This is a genomic window from Streptomyces sp. NBC_00019, assembly GCF_045041015.1.
Lineage (GTDB): Bacteria > Actinomycetota > Actinomycetes > Streptomycetales > Streptomycetaceae > Streptomyces.
Map to the genome: position 1 here is coordinate 6,265,674 of NZ_CP108302.1, position 17,711 is coordinate 6,283,384.

A 17,711-nucleotide genomic window follows, 5' to 3' on the forward strand; every position below is an offset into this window, starting at 1 on the left:
TGGGCCCATGAGGGACCCCGTATGCAGCTGAGGCTGCGCCAGTTCAGGCCCAGGACCGGGCCGCAGGAGCACCGTGTCGTCCAGCCCCGGCAGCCCCTGCGCCACACGTCACTGCGCGCCCCCGACCCGATCGGCCTGCTGCTGGGCGACCATGACGGGCTGAACCGACTCTCCGGGCTGTTCTCCTTCGCCGCCTACTCCCGGCACACGATCGTCCACGTGCCGCTGCGCGACGGAGTGCCGCCGGACGAGGGCCAAGGGGAGCTGGTCGACCTCGTGATGGCCCACCACAGCCTCGGACTGCGCGCCGGGGACTGGCCCGAACTGCGCCGCAAGCTCAAGAACGGCGTCGCGCTGACCGCCCGCACCGACGAGGCACGCACCGCGCGGGACGCGGAGTCCTGGCGGGCGCGGAGTGGGCGTACGGACTTCCGCGAGGACCTGCGGCACGCCACCCACGCCCGGACGTTCTTCCTCTTCGGCAGCAGGGACGTCTTCGCCCAGGCCGCCACGGACTTCGCCTTCGCGGCCGGCTGGGGGCCGCGCGAGAAGAGGTCGGCCAAGGGACACATGTCGCTGATGGCGGCCCTGCCCGAGCTGGTCGATCCACCCGGCGGAGGGCATCCCGTCGAGGTGCTGATCTGCCACAAGCCGTATCCGCCCTACGCCCACTTCAGGCGGCCGGGCGAGCCAGCCACTCGTCCACCCCGGCCAGCATCGTCGCCTTGACGCCCTCGGGCGCCGCGGAGGCCCGGACCGACTGCCGGGCCAGCTCCGCCAACTCCTGGTCCGTGAAGCCGTGGTGCTGCCGTGCGATCTCGTACTGGGCGGCCAGCCGCGACCCGAAGAGCAGCGGGTCGTCGGCGCCGAGCGCCATCGGAACCCCCGCCTCGAACAGCGTCCGCAGTGGCACGTCCTCGGGCTTCTCGTAGACGCCCAGCGCCACGTTGGAGGCGGGGCAGACCTCGCACGTCACGCCCCGGTCGGCGAGCCGCTTCAGCAGCCGCGGGTCGTCCGCCGCGCGCACCCCGTGCCCGATCCGGTTCGCGTCCAGGTCGTCGAGACAGTCCCGTACCGACGACGGTCCGGCCAGCTCGCCACCGTGCGGCGCCGACAGCAGCCCGCCCTCGCGCGCGATGTTGAAGGCCCGGTCGAAGTCCCGTGCCATGCCCCGGCGTTCGTCGTTCGAGAGGCCGAAGCCGACCACGCCCTTGTCCGCGTACCGCACCGCCAGCCGGGCCAGCGTGCGGGCGTCCAGCGGATGCTTCATCCGGTTCGCGGCGACCAGCACCCGCATCCCGAGCCCGGTCTCGCGCGAGGTCGTCTCCACCGCGTCCAGGATGATCTCCAGCGCCGGGATCAGCCCGCCGAGCCGGGGCGCGTACGACGTCGGGTCGACCTGGATCTCCAGCCACCCCGAGCCGTCGCGCACATCCTCCTCCGCGGCCTCCCGCACCAGCCGCCGGATGTCCTCGGGCTCGCGCAGACACGAGCGGGCCGCGTCGTACAGCCGCTGGAAACGGAACCAGCCCCGCTCGTCCGTCGCCCGCAGCTTCGGCGGTTCCCCGCTGGTCAGTGCTTCGGTCAGCGCCTCGGGCAGCCGTACTCCGTACTTGTCGGCCAGTTCCAGAACCGTCGCCGGGCGCATCGACCCGGTGAAGTGCAGGTGCAGATGGGCTTTCGGCAGCTCAGAGACATCACGTACACGCTCCATTCGAGGATCCTGCCGTACGTCACCGGTGTCCCGGTACCGCTTTCCCCTTTAGTGGTCTTGCTCGCACAAAAAAGCACCCCCTCACGTGAGGGGGTGCCTTTTCACGGCGGGCTCAGTCCTGCGCCTCCGCCAGCAGCTTCTGGATCCGCGAGACACCCTCGACGAGATCCTCGTCACCCAGGGCGTACGACAGCCGCAGATAGCCCGGCGTACCGAAGGCCTCGCCCGGAACGACCGCGACCTCGGACTCCTCCAGGATCAGCGCGGCCAGCTCGACCGTGTCCTGCGGGCGCTTGCCGCGGATCTCCTTGCCGAGCAGACCCTTGACCGACGGGTAGGCGTAGAAGGCGCCCTCGGGCTCCGGGCAGAGCACGCCGTCGATCTCGTTGAGCATCCGCACGATCGTCTTGCGCCGCCGGTCGAAGGCCTCCTTCATCTTCTCGACGGCCGACAGGTCGCCGGAGACCGCGGCCAGGGCCGCCACCTGGGCGACGTTGGAGACGTTCGACGTGGCGTGCGACTGGAGGTTCGTCGCGGCCTTGACCACGTCCTTCGGGCCGATGACCCAGCCCACGCGCCAACCGGTCATCGCGTACGTCTTCGCGACACCGTTGACCACGATCGTCTTGTCGGCCAGCTCCGGCACGACCACCGGCAGGGAGTGGAACTCCGCGTCGCCGTAGACCAGGTGCTCGTAGATCTCGTCGGTCAGGACCCACAGGCCCTTCTCGGCGGCCCAGCGGCCGATCTCCTCGACCTGCGCGCGGGTGTAGACGGCGCCGGTCGGGTTGGAGGGGGAGACGAAGAGCAGGACCTTCGTGTTCTCCGTACGGGCCGCCTCCAGCTGCTCCACGGAGACGCGGTAGCCGGTCGTCTCGTCCGCGACGACCTCGACCGGGACACCGCCCGCGAGGCGGATCGACTCCGGATACGTCGTCCAGTACGGGGCCGGGACGATGACCTCGTCGCCCGGGTCGAGGATCGCGGCGAAGGCTTCGTAGATGGCCTGCTTGCCGCCGTTGGTCACCAGGACCTGGGAGGCGTCGACCTCGTAGCCGGAGTCGCGCAGCGTCTTCGCGGCGATCGCGGCCTTCAGCTCGGGCAGGCCGCCGGCCGGCGTGTAGCGGTGGTACTTCGGGTTCGAGCAGGCCTCGATGGCGGCCTGGACGATGTAGTCCGGGGTCGGGAAGTCGGGCTCACCGGCGCCGAAGCCGATCACCGGACGCCCGGCGGCCTTGAGGGCCTTGGCCTTGGCGTCCACGGCGAGGGTGGCGGACTCGGAGATCGCGCCGACTCGGGCGGAGACCCGGCGCGCGGTGGGAGGGGTTGCAGCGCTCATGGGCCCATCGTTCCAGACCGGAAACGCCAGTGGCACACGGGTTTCACAGACTGAACACGTGCTGAACAACCGTCCGGTTTCGCGCGGTGGCCTGGGTGATCTTCGGCCGCCGTGCTGACGATCTTCCGTCGCCAAAGCCCCTACGGGCGCTTTCTGTTCGACGGGGGCCTCCGGAACACGTACACTCTCACCTCGTTGGCCTCACAACGGCCGCACTCATCCGGTGCACACCGAGCACCCGGGCGGATGCGGTACGTTTGGGGAGAACCACAAAGGGTCGTAGCTCAATTGGTAGAGCACCGGTCTCCAAAACCGGCGGTTGGGGGTTCAAGTCCCTCCGGCCCTGCTACACACACCGCCAGGATGTGTACGCATGTACGTACAGGTAATGCACCGCCGTGCGGCTCAGACCGGGCGCGGCACGGCCACGACCCGGGAACAGGTGAGGACGAATGGCGGACGCCGTGGGCTCCATCGACACGCCTGATGCCCAGGATGAGGCGTCAGAGTCGAAGAAGACCCGCAAGGGCGGTAAGCGTGCCAAGAAGGGCCCGCTGAAGCGTCTTGCCCTCTTCTACCGGCAGATCGTCGCGGAGCTTCGCAAGGTCGTCTGGCCTTCGCGGAGCCAGCTGACCACCTACACGACCGTGGTGATCGTCTTCGTGATCGTCATGATCGGCCTGGTCACCGTGATTGACTATGGACTCGACCACGCCGCCAAGTACGTTTTCGGCTGAGCAACGTTGCGAAGGGCGCCGCGGTTACCGGCGCCCCTTTCGCATGTTCCACCCCTATGTATCCAGGAAGAAGCAGCCACCGTGTCTGACCAGAACCTGAACGACGCCATCGAGCCGGACGAGTCCGTGGAAGACGAGCTCGACATCCTCGAGGGCGCGGACGAGGACCTGGACGAGGTCGAGGCTGCCGACGCCGAGGCGGGCGAGCCCGCCGAGGAAGCCGCTCTCCACGTCGAGGACGAGTCCGACGAAGACGCCGAGGCCGAGTCCGGCGGCGACGTCGAGGCCGTCGAGGACGAGGAAGAGGACGTCGAGGAAGAGCCGGCCGAGCCGGTCGACCCCGTCGTCGCCCTGCGCGAGGAACTGCGCACCCTCCCCGGCGAGTGGTACGTCATCCACACCTACGCCGGGTACGAGAACCGCGTGAAGACCAACCTGGAGCAGCGCGCCGTCTCGCTGAACGTCGAGGACTACATCTTCGCGGCCGAGGTGCCCCAAGAAGAGGTCGTCCAGATCAAGAACGGCGACCGCAAGACGATCCGTCAGAACAAGCTCCCCGGCTACGTGCTGGTGCGCATGGACCTGACGAACGAGTCCTGGGGCGTCGTCCGCAACACCCCCGGCGTCACCGGCTTCGTGGGCAACGCCTACGACCCGTACCCGCTGACCCTGGACGAGATCGTCAAGATGCTCGCCCCGGAGGCCGAGGAGAAGGCCGCCCGCGAGGCCGCCGAGGCCGAGGGCAAGCCGGCTCCGCAGCGCAAGGTCGAGGTCCAGGTGCTGGACTTCGAGGTCGGCGACTCGGTCACCGTCACCGACGGCCCGTTCGCCACGCTGCAGGCCACGATCAACGAGATCAACGCCGACTCGAAGAAGGTCAAGGGTCTCGTCGAGATCTTCGGCCGCGAGACGCCGGTCGAGCTCTCCTTCGACCAGATCCAGAAGAACTAGCTTCGTCTGGAGCACAAGCCTCCGATCAGGTCAGACAGGCTTTCGCAGCCGGTCTGACCTGCTCGGTTTTTGGCCGCGCAGAGATACCCGTTATCGTTGTGCGGTATGCCTCCATCCGGATCATCCGGACCGGACGGCTGAAAACTCTCACTAGGACCCGGAGAGAGCAATGCCTCCCAAGAAGAAGAAGGTCACGGGGCTCATCAAGCTCCAGATCAACGCCGGTGCGGCCAACCCCGCGCCGCCGGTCGGCCCCGCGCTCGGCCAGCACGGCGTCAACATCATGGAGTTCTGCAAGGCCTACAACGCCGCGACCGAGTCGCAGCGTGGCTGGGTGATCCCGGTGGAGATCACGGTCTACGAGGACCGCTCCTTCACCTTCATCACCAAGACGCCGCCGGCCGCGAAGATGATCCTCAAGGCCGCGGGTGTCGAGAAGGGCTCTGGCGAGCCGCACAAGACCAAGGTCGCCAAGATCACCGAGGCGCAGGTCCGCGAGATCGCCACGACCAAGCTTCCCGACCTGAACGCCAACGACCTGGACGCCGCGTCGAAGATCATCGCCGGCACCGCCCGCTCCATGGGCATCACGGTCGAGGGCTGAACCCCAGCCTCGTAGCACCTTCGTAGCACCGTGGCAGGGCCTGCTCGGCCCATACCACGACTCCTCAAGACACACTGGAGCAGTAGTGAGCAAGCGCAGCAAGTCCCTCCGCGCTGCGGACGCCAAGATCGACCGGGAAAAGCTCTACGCCCCGCTCGAGGCCGTCCGTCTCGCCAAGGAGACCTCCACGACCAAGTTCGACGGCACCGTCGAGGTCGCCTTCCGTCTGGGTGTCGACCCGCGTAAGGCCGACCAGATGGTCCGTGGCACCGTGAACCTTCCGCACGGCACCGGTAAGACCGCCCGGGTCCTGGTCTTCGCGACCGGCGACCGTGCCGAGGCCGCGCGTGCCGCGGGCGCCGACATCGTCGGCGCCGACGAGCTCATCGACGAGGTTTCGAAGGGCCGCCTGGACTTCGACGCCGTCGTCGCCACCCCGGACCTCATGGGCAAGGTCGGCCGCCTCGGCCGCGTGCTCGGTCCGCGTGGTCTGATGCCGAACCCGAAGACCGGCACCGTGACCCCGGACGTGACCAAGGCCGTCACCGAGATCAAGGGCGGCAAGATCGAGTTCCGCGTCGACAAGCACTCGAACCTGCACTTCATCATCGGCAAGACGTCCTTCGAGGACGAGAAGCTGGTGGAGAACTACGGCGCCGCGCTGGAGGAGATCCTCCGTCTGAAGCCGTCCGCCGCCAAGGGTCGTTACATCAAGAAGGCCGCGGTCTCCACCACCATTGGTCCCGGCATCCCGGTCGACCCGAACCGCACCCGCAACCTCCTCGTCGAGGAGGACCCGGCCGCCGTCTGATCCTGACGGCAGTCGCGTCGCGATACGCGTTCTTGACGCGGGCCCCGCAACCTTTCGAGGTGCGGGGCCCGTCTCTTTTCCGGGTACGTGTGTCAGTGCTCCGCGCTAACGTGCGGACACAGCAACCGCATTGGGGTGGGACGAATGAAGAGCACGACCATGCGCCGGACGGCCTTGGCGATCGCGACAGCGACCGCGCTGACCGGCCTGGCTGCCTGTACGTCCTCGGGTGACTCGGCAAGCTCCGGCAAGGACGACAAGGCGTCCGGCAAGGACACGAGCAACCTCAGCCCCGTAGCGGCCCTGCGCTCCGCCGAGAAGTCGACCGACGCAGCCGACTCCGCCAGGGTCGAGTCCACGACCACCATGGGCACGATGATGTCCATGACCGCCGATGGAGCCCTCGGCTGGGATGACGGCATCACCGGCACCATGACCATCGAGTACACCGGCGGCACCATGGCCGACACCATGCGCCAGCTGGGCACCACGTCGATGGAGGCCCGCTATCTGCCCGACGCCTACTACGCGAAGATGGGCGACAAGTTCGCCGAGCAGGCCGGCGGTAAGCACTGGATCCGGTACGACTACGACGACCTCGCGGACCTCGGTGGCAGCTCCGGTGCCTACCTCAGGGACCAGATGCAGAACACCACGCCCAACCAGTCGTTGAAGCTGCTGCTGGCCTCGGGGGACGTGAAGAAGGTCGGCGCGGAGAAGGTCCGCGGCCAGGAGACCACGCACTACTCGGGCACCGTCGACGTCGCCGACCTCGCCGGCAAGAACTCCAGCCTCAGCGCGAGCCAGCTCGCCGACCTCAAGAAGCAGCTCGAGCAGGCGGGCGTGACCACGGAGCAGGTCGACATCTGGGTCGACGACCAGGATCTGCTGGTCAAGAAGGTCGAGAAGGGCCGGATGGCCACCGGAGACCTGACCCAGACCGCCTACTACAGCGACTACGGCGTGAAGATCTCCGCCGAGGAGCCCGCGGCGAGCGACACCCAGGACTTCAAGGAACTGCTGGAGAAGCAGGGCGGCACCGTCGCCGGCACCACGTCCTGAGAGGGGCCGGAAACCCGGGGGACGGGGGAGTCCTACGGGGGATATGGTCCTGGTCGAACTTTCCACAGGCATCACTCGGTCCAGGGGGGACTCATGAGCATGTCCATACGCGGCTCGGTACGCCGTAGAGGTGCGGGGGCCGCCGCGGCGGCCATGCTGCTGGCGGGCGCCGTGGCCTGCAGCGGCGGGGGAGAGAAGAACGACGCCACCGACACGGGCGCGAAGACGGGCAAGAAACGTTCCGTCACGCAGGTCATCACCGCGGCGTACAAGAAGACGGCCGAGGCTAAGTCTGCCCGGGTCAACATGACCATGTCGGTGCCGGGCGCGGACGGCGGCAGGATGACCATGAGCGGGATCATGGGCTGGGACCCGACCCTCATGGACATGACGATGAAGGGCTCCGGGCTCGCCGCGGACGCGGACATGCCCAAGAACGCCCGCATCATCTGGCAGAACGACGTCGTGTACGTCGACGCGGGCGCGGCCGCCGCCAAGGAGATGGACGGCAAGCGCTGGATGAAGCTCGACCTCGGGGCCGTGGCCGAGCAGGCCGAGAAGTCCGGGGACAAGGAGCTCACCAAGGAGCTGACTGGCGGCCTGGAGGACATGAACCAGGACCCCGCCCAGCAGCTGGCGATGCTCCTGGACTCGCCCAACCTCAAGCACGTGGGCAGCGAGAAGATCGACGGGGCCGACACCGAGCACTACAAGGGCACCCTCACCGTCGAGGAGATGATGGCGACCAACAAGTCGCTGGACGTCCTGGAGCCCAAGGAGCGCAAGGAGCTCCTGGCCGGCATGAAGAAGGCCGGCATCAAGGGCTACGACACCGAGGTCTGGGTCAACGAGGACGACCTCCCGGTCCGCATGGACGTCGGCATCAGCAGCCCGGAGGGCACCGTCGAGATGAGCATGAAGCTCTCCGACTACGGTGCGAAGGCCGAGGTCGAGCTGCCGCCGGCCGACGAGACCTTCGACCTGATGGAGATGTTCAAGGAGCTCGCGGAGAGCGGCGATCTCAGCGGGAGCTGAGCACCGTAGGACCCGATTTGCTTGACGGCGACGGGGTCACGTACTCTCCTACAGAAGCCAAAGACCGCTGGTCGTTGCCGTGCTCTCGCAAGAGGGTTCGGTGGCCGAAGGATCCGCTGAAAATCGCGGACGACCCGCGCAGGTGACTGTGGATGTGCTCCCGGCGTTCGCTGCAAGACAGCGTGCGATTCCCGGTCGAGCTACGCCCCGTGCGCCTGCGCCGGGGCGTTTCGTTTTCTGTAGCCCCTTCTGAGCGGTCCTCATCACCCGGAAGGAGGCCACGCTTATGGCAAGGCCCGACAAGGCTGCCGCGGTAGCCGAGCTCGCGGACCAGTTCCGTAGCTCGAACGCCGCTGTGCTGACCGAGTACCGGGGTCTCACCGTGGCGCAGCTCAAGACGCTGCGTCGTTCGCTCGGTGACGACGCCCAGTACGCCGTGGTGAAGAACACGCTGACCAAGATCGCGGCCAACGAGGCCGGGATCTCCACGCTCGACGACCTGTTCAACGGTCCGACGGCGGTTGCCTTCATCTCCGGTGACCCGGTGACGTCGGCGAAGGGTCTTCGTGACTTCGCCAAGGACAACCCGAACCTCATCATCAAGGGCGGTGTCCTTGACGGTAAGGCGCTGTCCGCCGATGAGATCAAGAAGCTCGCGGACCTCGAGTCCCGCGAGGTTCTGCTCAGCAAGCTGGCTGGTGCGTTCAAGGGCAAGCAGTCCCAGGCTGCCTCGCTCTTCCAGGCGCTCCCCTCGAAGTTCGTCCGCACCGCGGAAGCGCTTCGTGCCAAGAAGGCCGAGCAGGGCGGTGCCGAGTAATTCGGCTCGCGCATTGACCGCCGCCTGAGGCGACGGTCGCAGCGGGCCGAACGTACGCCCGCCTCACATGTACATCCGGCACCAGCCGAATTAGTGGAAGGATCGCCCACATGGCGACGAAGCTGTCCCAGGAAGAGCTGCTCGAGCAGTTCGAGTCCCTCACCCTCATCGAGCTCTCCGAGTTCGTGAAGGCGTTCGAGGAGAAGTTCGACGTCACCGCTGCCGCCGCGGTCGCCGCTGCCCCGGCCGGCCCCGCCGCCGTTGCCGACGCCCCGGAGGAGCAGGACGAGTTCGACGTCATCCTCACCGGCGCCGGTGACAAGAAGATCCAGGTCATCAAGGTCGTGCGTGAGCTGACCTCCCTGGGCCTGAAGGAAGCCAAGGACCTCGTGGACGGCGCCCCGAAGCCCGTCGTCGAGAAGGTCGCCAAGGAGGCCGCTGAGAAGGCCGCCGAGGCGCTCAAGGGCGCCGGCGCGTCCGTCGAGGTCAAGTAACACCTCACGGGTCCGCACGGACTCGCGCGAGCTACGGGCCTCGTAAGAGGGCTGTAACGCTGACGCACCGAAGAGCGATCATCCATCCGGGTGGTCGCTCTTCGGCGTTCCCGAGGGCGTCGTGGCGGCTGCCTTGCGACCGTGGTCGTGGGGAGTATGGTGATCTTCGTCGTGCCCCTTGAGCGCCCCTGGTGGCAGGCCGGAGGCAGACCGCAAGTGACGAGCGCAGCACCCGGTTTGGGCAAGACAGGCCTTGACGAACCGCACGCGGCGCGCAATTCTCAGGACGCGTCGCCAGAACGGTCCGAATCCGAGGCATGGATCGGCGACGAAGAGGGCAGTATCAACGTGCGTTGAGGGCGAGCGTGCCGAAGGCGTTGAGGACAACGAGGGTCACAGAAAATCGGGGCTGGACATCAGTGCGCCATGTGGCTACACTGACCCTTTGCGCTGCCTGTTAGCTGTCCCCTGCCCGTCACCAGGGGTCTGCCCTCGCCTCAGCATCGATGATCAGAACTTCTCTGACCTGGCCGAATAAGGCCAGATCAGGGGGTACCTGTCTTCGTGTGCAGGAGTGGGACCGGTACGCGCGTAGTGAGTCCGAGCCCTCGGAAGGACCCCCTCTTGGCCGCCTCGCGCACTGCCTCGAACGCGAATACGAACAATGGCGCCAGCACTGCCCCGCTGCGCATCTCTTTTGCAAAGATCAAGGAGCCTCTTGAGGTTCCCAACCTGCTCGCGCTGCAGACCGAGAGCTTTGACTGGCTGCTCGGGAACACCGCCTGGCAGAGTCGGGTCGAGGAGGCTCTGGAGTCAGGTCAGGACGTCCCCACCAAGTCCGGTCTGGAGGAGATCTTCGAGGAGATCTCTCCGATCGAGGACTTCTCCGGGTCGATGTCGCTGACGTTCCGCGACCACCGCTTCGAGCCGCCGAAGAACAGCATCGATGAGTGCAAGGACCGCGACTTCACGTACGCGGCCCCGCTCTTCGTGACGGCAGAGTTCACCAACAACGAGACCGGCGAGATCAAGTCCCAGACGGTCTTCATGGGCGATTTCCCGCTCATGACCCACAAGGGCACCTTCGTCATCAACGGCACCGAGCGTGTCGTGGTGTCGCAGCTGGTCCGTTCGCCGGGTGTCTACTTCGACTCCTCCATCGACAAGACGTCCGACAAGGACATCTTCTCGGCCAAGATCATCCCGTCCCGGGGTGCCTGGCTGGAGATGGAGATCGACAAGCGCGACATGGTCGGTGTGCGCATCGACCGCAAGCGCAAGCAGTCCGTGACCGTCCTCCTCAAGGCTCTCGGTTGGACCACCGAGCAGATCCTCGAGGAGTTCGGCGAGTACGAGTCCATGCGCGCCACCCTGGAGAAGGACCACACCCAGGGCCAGGACGACGCGCTGCTCGACATCTACCGCAAGCTGCGTCCGGGCGAGCCGCCCACGCGCGAGGCCGCGCAGACGCTTCTGGAGAACCTGTACTTCAACCCGAAGCGCTACGACCTCGCCAAGGTCGGCCGTTACAAGGTCAACAAGAAGCTGGGCGCGGACGCTCCGCTCGACGCCGGCATCCTGACCGTCGAGGACATCATCTCGACGATCAAGTACCTGGTGAAGCTGCACGCGGGCGAGACCGAGACGGTCGGAGACCGGGGTACGAGCATCGTCGTCGAGACCGACGACATCGACCACTTCGGTAACCGTCGTCTGCGCAGCGTCGGCGAGCTCATCCAGAACCAGGTCCGTACGGGTCTGGCTCGTATGGAGCGCGTCGTGCGTGAGCGCATGACGACCCAGGACGTCGAGGCGATCACGCCGCAGACCCTGATCAACATCCGGCCGGTCGTCGCCTCCATCAAGGAGTTCTTCGGCACCAGCCAGCTGTCGCAGTTCATGGACCAGAACAACCCGCTGTCGGGTCTCACCCACAAGCGTCGTCTCTCGGCGCTGGGTCCCGGTGGTCTGTCCCGTGAGCGGGCCGGCTTCGAGGTCCGTGACGTGCACCCGTCTCACTACGGCCGTATGTGCCCGATCGAGACGCCCGAAGGCCCGAACATCGGTCTGATCGGTTCGCTCGCCTCCTACGGCCGCGTCAACGCGTTCGGTTTCGTGGAGACGCCGTACCGCAAGGTCGACGGCGACGTCGTCACCGACGAGGTCGACTACCTCACGGCCGACGAAGAGGACCGATTCGTCATCGCGCAGGCCAACGCCACGCTCGACGACAACATGCGTTTCACCGAGAACCGCGTCCTGGTCCGCCGTCGTGGCGGCGAGGTCGACTACGTCCCCGGTGACGACGTGGACTACATGGACGTCTCGCCGCGCCAGATGGTGTCGGTCGCGACGGCCATGATCCCGTTCCTCGAGCACGACGACGCCAACCGTGCCCTCATGGGCGCGAACATGATGCGTCAGGCCGTGCCGCTCATCAAGAGCGAGGCCCCGCTCGTCGGCACCGGCATGGAGTACCGCTCCGCGGTCGACGCCGGTGACGTGGTCAAGGCCGAGAAGGACGGTGTGGTCCAGGAGGTCTCCGCGGACTACATCACCACCGCCAACGACGACGGCACGTACATCACGTACCGCCTGGCCAAGTTCGCCCGCTCCAACCAGGGCACCTCGGTCAACCAGAAGGTCATCGTCAACGAGGGCGACCGCATCATCACGGGTCAGGTGCTCGCCGATGGTCCGGCCACCGAGAACGGCGAGATGGCCCTGGGCAAGAACCTGCTCGTGGCGTTCATGCCGTGGGAGGGTCACAACTACGAGGACGCGATCATCCTGTCGCAGCGCCTCGTGCAGGACGACGTCCTCTCCTCGATCCACATCGAGGAGCACGAGGTCGACGCCCGTGACACCAAGCTCGGCCCCGAGGAGATCACCCGGGACATCCCGAACGTCTCCGAGGAGGTCCTCGCCGACCTCGACGAGCGCGGCATCATCCGTATCGGTGCCGAGGTCGTCGCCGGCGACATCCTCGTCGGCAAGGTCACGCCCAAGGGCGAGACCGAGCTGACCCCGGAGGAGCGCCTGCTGCGCGCGATCTTCGGTGAGAAGGCCCGTGAGGTCCGTGACACCTCGCTGAAGGTCCCGCACGGCGAGATCGGCAAGGTCATCGGCGTCCGCGTCTTCGACCGCGAGGAGGGCGACGAGCTTCCCCCCGGTGTGAACCAGCTGGTGCGCGTGTACGTGGCGCAGAAGCGCAAGATCACCGACGGTGACAAGCTCGCCGGCCGTCACGGCAACAAGGGTGTTATCTCGAAGATCCTTCCCATCGAGGACATGCCGTTCCTCGAGGACGGAACTCCGGTCGACATCATCCTCAACCCGCTGGGTGTGCCGTCCCGAATGAACCCGGGACAGGTTCTGGAGATCCACCTCGGCTGGCTCGCCAGCCGCGGCTGGGACGTCTCCGGTCTCGGTGAGGACTGGGCGCAGCGCCTGCAGGTCATCGGCGCCGACCAGGTCGCGCCGGGCACCAACGTCGCCACCCCGGTGTTCGACGGTGCGCGTGAGGACGAGCTCGCGGGTCTGCTGAACCACACCATCCCGAACCGCGACGGCGAGCGCATGGTGCAGCCGACCGGCAAGGCGAGGATGTTCGACGGCCGCTCCGGTGAGCCGTTCCCGGACCCGATCTCCATCGGTTACATGTACATCCTCAAGCTCCACCACCTGGTCGACGACAAGCTGCACGCCCGTTCGACCGGTCCGTACTCGATGATCACCCAGCAGCCGCTGGGTGGTAAGGCCCAGTTCGGTGGCCAGCGCTTCGGTGAGATGGAGGTGTGGGCGCTGGAGGCTTATGGCGCCGCGTACGCCCTCCAGGAGCTGCTGACCATCAAGTCCGACGACGTCACCGGCCGCGTGAAGGTCTACGAGGCCATCGTCAAGGGCGAGAACATCCCCGAGCCCGGCATCCCCGAGTCCTTCAAGGTGCTCATCAAGGAGATGCAGTCCCTGTGCCTCAACGTGGAGGTGCTGTCCTCGGACGGCATGTCCATCGAGATGCGCGACACCGACGAGGATGTCTTCCGCGCTGCGGAGGAGCTTGGCATCGACCTGTCCCGGCGCGAGCCGAGCAGCGTCGAAGAGGTCTGACGGGAGTTCGGAGGCCTTCACCATGAAGGCCTCCGGCCCCAGGACCCCCGTATCAGACCCCATGACTTACAACCCTGAGAGGGATTGACGCATAGTGCTCGACGTCAACTTCTTCGACGAGCTCCGGATCGGTCTGGCCACCGCTGACGACATCCGTCAGTGGAGCCACGGCGAGGTCAAGAAGCCCGAGACGATCAACTACCGCACGCTCAAGCCCGAAAAGGACGGACTCTTCTGCGAGAAGATCTTCGGTCCGACCCGGGACTGGGAGTGCTACTGCGGCAAGTACAAGCGTGTCCGGTTCAAGGGCATCATCTGTGAGCGCTGCGGCGTCGAGGTCACTCGCGCCAAGGTGCGTCGTGAGCGGATGGGCCACATCGAGCTCGCCGCGCCCGTCACGCACATCTGGTACTTCAAGGGTGTCCCGTCGCGTCTGGGCTACCTGCTCGACCTGGCCCCGAAGGACCTCGAGAAGGTCATCTACTTCGCGGCGTACATGATCACGTACGTCGACGAGGAGCGCCGCACCCGCGACCTGCCCTCCCTGGAGGCGCACGTCTCCGTGGAGCGTCAGCAGGTCGAGAACCGTCGCGACGCCGACCTCGAGGCCCGCGCCAAGAAGCTCGAGACCGACCTGGCCGAGCTCGAGGCCGAGGGTGCCAAGGCCGATGTGCGCCGCAAGGTGCGCGAGGGTGCCGAGCGTGAGATGAAGCAGCTGCGTGACCGTTCGCAGCGCGAGATCGACCGTCTCGACGAGGTGTGGACCCGGTTCAAGAACCTCAAGGTCCAGGACCTCGAGGGCGACGAGCTGCTCTACCGCGAGCTGCGCGACCGCTTCGGCACGTACTTCGACGGTTCGATGGGTGCCGCGGCGCTGCAGAAGCGCCTGGAGACCTTCGACCTCGACGAGGAGGCCGAGCGCCTCCGCGAGATCATCCGCACCGGCAAGGGCCAGAAGAAGACCCGTGCGCTGAAGCGGCTGAAGGTCGTGTCTGCGTTCCTGCAGACCTCCAACAGCCCCAAGGGCATGGTCCTCGACTGCGTCCCGGTCATCCCGCCGGACCTTCGCCCGATGGTGCAGCTGGACGGTGGCCGCTTCGCGACCTCCGACCTGAACGACCTGTACCGCCGTGTGATCAACCGCAACAACCGTCTGAAGCGGCTTCTCGACCTCGGCGCTCCCGAGATCATCGTGAACAACGAGAAGCGCATGCTTCAGGAGGCCGTTGACGCGCTGTTCGACAACGGTCGTCGTGGCCGTCCGGTCACCGGTCCCGGTAACCGCCCGCTGAAGTCCCTCAGCGACATGCTGAAGGGCAAGCAGGGTCGATTCCGCCAGAACCTGCTCGGCAAGCGTGTGGACTACTCCGCGCGTTCCGTGATCGTCGTCGGTCCGCAGCTGAAGCTGCACCAGTGCGGTCTGCCGAAGGCGATGGCGCTGGAGCTCTTCAAGCCGTTCGTGATGAAGCGCCTGGTCGACCTGAACCACGCGCAGAACATCAAGAGCGCCAAGCGCATGGTGGAGCGCGGCCGCACGGTCGTGTACGACGTCCTCGAAGAGGTCATCGCCGAGCACCCGGTTCTGCTGAACCGTGCTCCCACCCTGCACCGCCTCGGCATCCAGGCCTTCGAGCCGCAGCTGGTCGAGGGCAAGGCCATCCAGATCCACCCGCTCGTCTGCACCGCGTTCAACGCGGACTTCGACGGTGACCAGATGGCCGTCCACCTGCCGCTCTCCGCGGAGGCGCAGGCCGAGGCCCGCATCCTGATGCTGTCCTCGAACAACATCCTCAAGCCCGCCGACGGCCGTCCGGTGACGATGCCGACCCAGGACATGGTCCTCGGTCTGTTCTTCCTCACCACCGACGGCGAGCTGCGTGACACCAAGGGCGAGGGCCGGTCCTTCGGCTCCACGGCCGAGGCGATCATGGCGTTCGACGCCGGCGAGCTCGCGCTCCAGTCGCAGGTCGACATCCGCTTCCCGGTGGGCACCATCCCGCCGCGCGGCTGGACCCCGCCGGTGCGCGAGGAGGGTGAGCCGGAGTGGCAGAACGGTGACTCGTTCCGTCTGAACACCACCCTGGGCCGCGCGCTCTTCAACGAGCTGCTGCCCGAGGACTACCCGTTCGTCGACTACTCGGTGGGCAAGAAGCAGCTCTCCGAGATCGTCAACGACCTGGCCGAGCGCTACCCCAAGGTCATCGTGGCGGCGACGCTCGACAACCTGAAGGCGTCCGGCTTCTTCTGGGCGACCCGTTCCGGTGTCACCGTGGCCATCTCCGACGTCGTCGTTCCCGAGGCGAAGAAGGAGATCGTCAAGGGCTACGAGGCACAGGACGAGAAGGTCCAGAAGCAGTACGAGCGCGGTCTGATCACCAAGGAAGAGCGCACTCAGGAGCTCATCGCGATCTGGACCAAGGCGACCAACGAGGTTGCCGAGGCGATGAACGCGAACTTCCCCAAGACGAACCCCATCTTCATGATGGTTGACTCGGGTGCCCGAGGAAACATGATGCAGATGCGGCAGATCGCCGGTATGCGTGGTCTGGTGTCGAACGCCAAGAACGAGACGATTCCTCGTCCCATCAAGGCGTCCTTCCGTGAGGGCCTGTCCGTGCTGGAGTACTTCATCTCCACGCACGGTGCCCGTAAGGGTCTGGCGGACACCGCCCTGCGTACCGCCGACTCGGGTTACCTGACCCGTCGTCTGGTGGACGTCTCGCAGGACGTCATCATCCGCGAGGAGGACTGTGGCACCGAGCGCGGTCTGAAGCTGCGGATCGCCTCGAAGAACGCCGCCGGTGTGCTGATCAAGGCGGACGACGTCGAGACCAGCGTCTACGCCCGCATGCTCGCCGAGGACGTCGTCATCGACGGCAAGGTGATCGCGCCGGCCAACGTGGACCTCGGCGACGTGCTGATCGACCAGCTCGTGCACCACGGTGTCGAGGAGGTCAAGACCCGCTCGATCCTTACGTGCGAGTCCCAGGTCGGCACCTGCGCGATGTGCTACGGCCGTTCGCTGGCCACCGGCAAGCTGGTCGACATCGGTGAGGCGGTCGGCATCATCGCCGCCCAGTCCATCGGTGAGCCCGGTACCCAGCTGACGATGCGTACCTTCCACACCGGTGGTGTGGCCGGTGACGACATCACCCAGGGTCTGCCCCGTGTCGTCGAGCTCTTCGAGGCTCGTACGCCGAAGGGTGTCGCCCCGATCTCCGAGGCCCAGGGCCGTGTGCGGATCGAGGAGACCGAGAAGACCAAGAAGATCGTCGTCACCCCGGACGACGGCAGCGACGAGACGGCGTTCCCGATCTCGAAGCGTGCCCGTCTTCTGGTCAGCGAGGGCGAGCACGTCGAGGTGGGCCAGAAGCTCACCGTGGGTGCCACCAACCCGCACGACGTGCTGCGCATCCTGGGTCAGCGTGCCGTCCAGGTCCACCTGGTCGGCGAGGTCCAGAAGGTCTACAACTCGCAGGGTGTGTCGATCCACGACAAGCACATCGAGATCATCATCCGGCAGATGCTCCGCCGTGTGACGATCATCGAGTCCGGCGACGCCGAGCTGCTGCCCGGTGAGCTGGTCGAGCGTTCGAAGTTCGAGACCGAGAACCGTCGTGTGGTCCAGGAGGGCGGTCACCCGGCCTCCGGTCGTCCGCAGCTGATGGGTATCACCAAGGCCTCGCTGGCGACGGAATCCTGGCTGTCGGCCGCCTCCTTCCAGGAGACGACCCGAGTTCTGACGGACGCGGCGATCAACGCCAAGTCCGACAGCCTCATCGGCCTCAAGGAGAACGTCATCATCGGTAAGCTCATCCCGGCCGGTACGGGTCTGTCCCGCTACCGCAACATCCGGGTGGAGCCGACCGAGGAGGCCAAGGCCGCGATGTACTCGGCCGTCGGTTACGACGACATCGACTACTCGCCGTTCGGCACCGGCTCCGGCCAGGCCGTTCCGCTGGAGGACTACGACTACGGTCCGTACAACCAGTAGGCGTCGGCTCTGAAGCACTGAAGGGCGGTCACCCCGTTTCGTA

The 17,711-nt window shown here is 66.5% G+C and carries 13 protein-coding genes and 1 tRNA gene; 12 read left to right on the forward strand and 2 right to left on the reverse strand.

What is annotated here, in order from left to right:
* The first annotated feature begins 21 nt into the window (after positions 1 to 21).
* Positions 22 to 729, forward strand: a complete 708-nt coding sequence (locus OHU89_RS29715) for a hypothetical protein (protein WP_405647339.1) — start codon at positions 22 to 24, stop codon at positions 727 to 729.
* Here the strand turns inward: OHU89_RS29715 and OHU89_RS29720 are convergent.
* Positions 674 to 1,714, reverse strand: a complete 1,041-nt coding sequence (locus tag OHU89_RS29720) for an adenosine deaminase (protein ID WP_405647341.1) — start codon at positions 1,712 to 1,714, stop codon at positions 674 to 676. The two genes, OHU89_RS29715 and OHU89_RS29720, sit on opposite strands and share 56 nt — an antisense overlap.
* Before the next feature lie 112 nt (positions 1,715 to 1,826).
* On the reverse strand, positions 1,827 to 3,053 hold the full coding sequence (locus tag OHU89_RS29725; RefSeq protein ID WP_405647343.1) for a pyridoxal phosphate-dependent aminotransferase: 1,227 nt from the start codon (positions 3,051 to 3,053) through the stop codon (positions 1,827 to 1,829).
* Positions 3,054 to 3,326: 273 nt separating this feature from the next.
* Here OHU89_RS29725 and OHU89_RS29730 point away from each other — a divergent pair.
* The 11 genes from OHU89_RS29730 (at position 3,327) to OHU89_RS29780 (ending at position 17,668) form a co-directional block, all read left to right on the forward strand.
* Positions 3,327 to 3,399 (forward strand) — tRNA-Trp (locus OHU89_RS29730).
* Between the two features lie 106 nt (positions 3,400 to 3,505).
* Entirely contained in the window at positions 3,506 to 3,790 is a 285-nt protein-coding gene (secE, locus tag OHU89_RS29735; protein ID WP_046262539.1) for a preprotein translocase subunit SecE, read from the forward strand.
* 81 nt (positions 3,791 to 3,871) lie between these two features.
* Positions 3,872 to 4,741, forward strand: coding sequence for a transcription termination/antitermination protein NusG (nusG, locus tag OHU89_RS29740; RefSeq protein ID WP_405647347.1), 870 nt, complete (start codon positions 3,872 to 3,874; stop codon positions 4,739 to 4,741).
* Positions 4,742 to 4,910: 169 nt separating this feature from the next.
* Positions 4,911 to 5,345, forward strand: a complete 435-nt coding sequence (rplK, locus tag OHU89_RS29745) for a 50S ribosomal protein L11 (RefSeq protein ID WP_020132675.1) — start codon at positions 4,911 to 4,913, stop codon at positions 5,343 to 5,345.
* Between the two features lie 85 nt (positions 5,346 to 5,430).
* Complete coding sequence (gene rplA / locus OHU89_RS29750) at positions 5,431 to 6,156, forward strand: 50S ribosomal protein L1 (RefSeq protein ID WP_266823267.1); 726 nt, start codon at positions 5,431 to 5,433, stop codon at positions 6,154 to 6,156.
* Between the two features lie 144 nt (positions 6,157 to 6,300).
* Entirely contained in the window at positions 6,301 to 7,218 is a 918-nt protein-coding gene (locus OHU89_RS29755; RefSeq protein WP_405647349.1) for a hypothetical protein, read from the forward strand.
* A gap of 93 nt (positions 7,219 to 7,311) precedes the next feature.
* Positions 7,312 to 8,253: a hypothetical protein gene (locus OHU89_RS29760; protein WP_405647352.1), complete on the forward strand. Its 942-nt coding sequence runs from the start codon at positions 7,312 to 7,314 to the stop codon at positions 8,251 to 8,253.
* A gap of 286 nt (positions 8,254 to 8,539) precedes the next feature.
* Positions 8,540 to 9,070 carry a 50S ribosomal protein L10 gene (rplJ, locus tag OHU89_RS29765; RefSeq protein WP_361481110.1) on the forward strand — a complete coding sequence of 177 codons (531 nt, stop codon included), beginning with the start codon at positions 8,540 to 8,542 and terminating at the stop codon, positions 9,068 to 9,070.
* A gap of 110 nt (positions 9,071 to 9,180) precedes the next feature.
* Positions 9,181 to 9,564, forward strand: coding sequence for a 50S ribosomal protein L7/L12 (gene rplL, locus OHU89_RS29770; protein WP_365409131.1), 384 nt, complete (start codon positions 9,181 to 9,183; stop codon positions 9,562 to 9,564).
* A 624-nt stretch (positions 9,565 to 10,188) separates the two neighbouring features.
* Positions 10,189 to 13,674, forward strand: a complete 3,486-nt coding sequence (gene rpoB / locus OHU89_RS29775) for a DNA-directed RNA polymerase subunit beta (RefSeq protein WP_266888978.1) — start codon at positions 10,189 to 10,191, stop codon at positions 13,672 to 13,674.
* 94 nt (positions 13,675 to 13,768) lie between these two features.
* Positions 13,769 to 17,668 carry a DNA-directed RNA polymerase subunit beta' gene (locus OHU89_RS29780; RefSeq protein WP_365409134.1) on the forward strand — a complete coding sequence of 1,300 codons (3,900 nt, stop codon included), beginning with the start codon at positions 13,769 to 13,771 and terminating at the stop codon, positions 17,666 to 17,668.
* Positions 17,669 to 17,711: the final 43 nt, after the last annotated feature.